The sequence below is a fragment of the Promineifilum sp. (SeqCode) genome (assembly GCF_041918635.1).
GTDB lineage: Bacteria > Chloroflexota > Anaerolineae > Promineifilales > Promineifilaceae > Promineifilum.
This window is the reverse complement of sequence record NZ_JAYRVJ010000124.1, coordinates 1-3,841: the sequence shown is the minus strand read 5'-3', so window position 1 is coordinate 3,841 and position 3,841 is coordinate 1. Positions and strand designations below refer to the sequence as shown.

6 protein-coding genes are annotated in these 3,841 nt (G+C 62.2%); all 6 read left to right on the top strand.

The genetic code is table 11. The features are described 5' to 3' along the window. Positions 1-507 (top strand): hypothetical protein (locus ACE3UY_RS04255; RefSeq protein WP_374686311.1); only part of this gene is annotated, 507 nt, incomplete at its 5' end. Between the two features lie 2 nt (positions 508-509). Then, entirely contained in the window at positions 510-1,055 is a 546-nt protein-coding gene (locus ACE3UY_RS04250; protein ID WP_374686310.1) for a GNAT family N-acetyltransferase, read from the top strand. Positions 1,056-1,227: 172 nt separating this feature from the next. Further along, positions 1,228-2,754: a YifB family Mg chelatase-like AAA ATPase gene (locus ACE3UY_RS04245; protein ID WP_374686313.1), complete on the top strand. Its 1,527-nt coding sequence runs from the start codon at positions 1,228-1,230 to the stop codon at positions 2,752-2,754. 355 nt (positions 2,755-3,109) lie between these two features. After that, complete coding sequence (locus ACE3UY_RS04240) at positions 3,110-3,340, top strand: DUF2283 domain-containing protein (protein WP_374686309.1); 231 nt, start codon at positions 3,110-3,112, stop codon at positions 3,338-3,340. Between the two features lie 111 nt (positions 3,341-3,451). After that, positions 3,452-3,682: an addiction module antitoxin gene (locus ACE3UY_RS04235; protein WP_374686308.1), complete on the top strand. Its 231-nt coding sequence runs from the start codon at positions 3,452-3,454 to the stop codon at positions 3,680-3,682. Continuing rightward, on the top strand, positions 3,669-3,841 hold a 173-nt coding region (locus ACE3UY_RS04230; protein WP_374686312.1), incomplete at its 3' end, for a type II toxin-antitoxin system PemK/MazF family toxin. The genes ACE3UY_RS04235 and ACE3UY_RS04230, both read left to right, overlap by 14 nt.

Here is a 3,841-nt window from a genome sequence, read left to right as displayed (position 1 = left end):
GAAGATCGCGCCCGCGCCTGGCAATACTTCTTCGTCACCTTCGCCACACTCATCGCCGCGCTGCTCTCCACCCAGATCGAGGGCATTGACCAGCGCCAGCTCTACCTGACCTTCGTCGTTATCTTCGGCCTGCTGGCCGTGCTGGGGCTGATCACCATCCTCCAGTTGGTGCGGCTGCGGCAGGCGTGGCTGGAGAGCGTGCGGGCCATGAACCAGATCAAGGAGCGGCTGGTCGCCGACGACCCGGCGCTGGCGGCCTACTTCCGCTGGACGAGCGCGACCGTGCCCGCACCGCTCAAGTGGCGCAGCTTCGGCTTCTTGCAGGCGGTGTCGGTGGCGCTGCTGAGCGGGCTGGCGGTGGGGGCGGCGGTGGCGTTTGGGGCGTTGGCGGGGGGTGGGGGCGCGGTGCCATGGATGATTAGCTTGGTTGCCGGCGGGGCGGCGGCCGGGTTGTTGTTGTCGTTCGGCTATGTCCGGCCGTTGCAGCAGACATCAGCGACAAAGTAACAATGGATCAGTTCATTTATCGCACTTTATCCCTTGCCGAGCTCTCTCACCCGGACGAGATCGATCGCACCGAATACATCGACGGCATCTACCTCCAGCGTGGGGCCGAACTGGAAGAGAGCGCCCAGACCTTCGACGTGCCGCCCTGGTTCATCGGGGATGATAACGACAGCGACCACGCTCTGCGCTACCAGCGTGCCTTCTGCGAACGCCACCTGGTCGCCGGGGGGCAGGCCATCGGCGCGTTCGACGGCGAGCGGCTGGTCGGCATCGGCGTCGTCACGCCCCATGTCCGACCGGGCATCGCCCAACTGGCCTACCTGCACGTCAGCAACGGCTACCGCGGCCGGGGCGTCGGCCGGCGGCTGGCCGATGAGATGGATCGCCTCGCCCGCGCGGTGGGGGATACGGAGATGGTCGTCTCGGCCACGCCATCGCTCAACACGGTGCGCTTCTACATGAGCCTGGGCTTTGCGCCGACGGCCGAGCCGTTGCCGGAGTTGTATGAGCTGGAGCCGGAGGACATCCACCTGCACAGGCGACTTTAAGAAGAATCCACAGATTTCACAGATTCTCAGAGTTTGGAAATCTGTGAAATCTGTGGATTCTCTTTCTCCCGTTTATCGATGACAACGATCGAAAAGCGTGGATAATTACACATGCGTCGGCCGCTTCTGCCTCCGGCAAATCAAACCCAACGGCCGCATCGTCGCCATCACCATGCTCGCCAAAGTCCTCAGTTCAGCCATCGTCGGCCTGGAAGCGGAAGTCGTCTCCGTCGAAGTGGACATCGTCAGGGGGCAAATCTACTTTGCCATGGTCGGCCTGCCTGACGCCGCCGTCCGCGAGAGCCGCGACCGCGTCTACGCCGCCATCAAAAATAGCGGCTACAGCTTCCCGCTCCACCGCATCACCGTCAACCTCGCCCCGGCCGACCTGCGCAAGGAAGGCCCGGCCTACGACCTGCCCATCGCCGTCGGTATTCTGGCGGCCAGTTCCCAGGTGTGGCATGAGCAACTGGATGACTCGCTCTTCTTCGGCGAACTGTCGCTCGACGGGACGACGCGCCACACCAAGGGCGTCCTGCCCCTGGCGGCGATGGCCCGCGAGCGGGGGCTGAAGCGCGTCTTCGTGCCCGCCGTTGACGCGACCGAGGCGGCGCTGATGCCCGACATCGAGGTCATCCCCGTCCGCAACCTGGCCGAACTGGTCGGCCACCTGACCGGGCTGGCGGCTATCGAGCCGGTGACGGTCGATTTGGACGCCGCCTTCGACGCCGAGGTGGCCTACACCACCGACTTTGCCGACATCAGCGGCCAGGAGCACGTGAAGCGGGCAATGGAGGTGGCGGCGGCCGGCGCTCACAATGCGTTGATGACTGGCCCGCCCGGCAGTGGCAAGACACTCATCGCCCGAGCGCTGCCCAGCATCTTGCCGCGCATGGGCATCGACGAGGCGTTGGAGGTGACGAAAATCTACAGCGTGGCCGGGATGCTGCCGGCCGAGACGCCACTGATCCGCACGCGGCCCTTCCGCTCGCCCCATCACACCATCAGCTACGCCGGGCTGGTCGGCGGCGGGCAGTGGCCGCGGCCGGGCGAAATCTCGCTGGCCCACCGCGGCGTGCTCTTTCTGGACGAGTTGCCCGAGTTCGGCGAGCGGCTGATCGAGGTGCTGCGCCAGCCGTTGGAAGGTATGCCGCGCGAGGTATCTATCTCTCGCGCCACGGGCAGCGTCACCTACCCGGCCAGCTTCATGCTCATCGCCGCGCAGAACCCGTGCCCCTGCGGCTACTACGGCGACCCGACCCACGCCTGCACCTGTTCCAGCAGCATGATCACCCGCTATCAAAAGCGCGTGTCCGGGCCGCTGATGGATCGCATCGACCTGCACATCGACGTGCCGCGCGTGGAATACGAAAAACTGTCGTCGTCGCACCGGGGCGAACCGTCGGCCGCCGTCCGCGCCCGTGTGGAGGCGGCGCGCCAGATGCAGGCGCGGCGCTTCGCCGGCACGACGCTCTACAGCAACGCCGACATGGGGCCGGGCGAGGTGCGCACGTTCTGCGTGCTGGACGAGGTCGGTCGCCGGCTGATGAAGAGCGCCATGGCCCAGATGGGGCTGAGCGCGCGCGGCTTCCACCGCGTCCTGAAGATCAGCCGCACCATCGCCGACCTGGCCGGCTGTCCGGAGATCGGCGCGGCGCATTTGGCGGAGGCGTTGCAGTATCGGCCGCGTAGCCAGTAAGCAGTTAACAGTAAACAGTATTCAGTGGGTCAGTAGATCAGTAAACAGGGGCGGAATGCGGTTGGGCAAAGCGCATACAGGTGAGTTAGAATGTCATCAATCGTGTGGACGGAGTATCTCAAGTATCGTGCCTCCTTGCGCGGGTTTGATCTGGCGCAGCTTGAGCAGATACTTCTCCATTCAAGTGAGAAATACTTCGACACGGAAACAAGACGATGGGTTGTGATCGGTCGCCACGGAAAGCAGCTGGTCATGATTCCCTTTGACGAGGACGAAGTAAGCATCACGCCAATAACGGTGCATACAGTTAGCCGGCAGCAGATTCAATTTCGACTCAGAACAGGGAGATTGATCAATGAGTAAGACCACTGTCAGGTATTTCGAAACTGAAGACATTCTGCACATTGCTATTGCTGGTGGGCCTGAGAGCCGGACTATTGAATTAAGCCCAACGATTACCGTGGAACTCGACGACAATGACGAGATGATCGGTGTCGAGATATTGGAGGCGAGCGCTTTCCTGCGCGATGCCGTGTTGGAGTCTATTCAGGCGCGAACCATGAGGATATTGGAAGCTGCCACATAGCAACTTGCTTTGCTCAGTGAGCTATGGCGTAATATGGCAACGATCTCTTGATTACCCTCAAACAGCGGCTATAATACGTGTATTGCACGTGTAGCTGTGGTGGATATCTAAATGTTGAGAAAGCTAACAATCACAATTGACGAAGAAGTCTACGACGGCCTCTACGCCACCGTCGGCCCACGCCACATTAGCCGGTTCATCGAAGACCTGGTGCGCCCGCACGTGGTCGCGCCGGACTTGGCCGCCGCTTACCGCGAAATGGCTGAAGACGAAGTGCGAGAGGCCGAAGCGCTCGAATGGGCCGAAGCCACGGTAGGAGATGTGGGCAATGCGCCGTGGTGAGGTTTGGTGGGTGAGTTTCGATCCATCATTGGGCGGCGAGATTAAGAAGCGGCGGCCCGCAGTCATTGTCAGCAATGACGACTCCAACACCTATCTAAACCGTCTCCAAGTCGTGCCGCTAACGTCAAGTGTGGATCGAGTCTATCCCAGCGAAGCGCT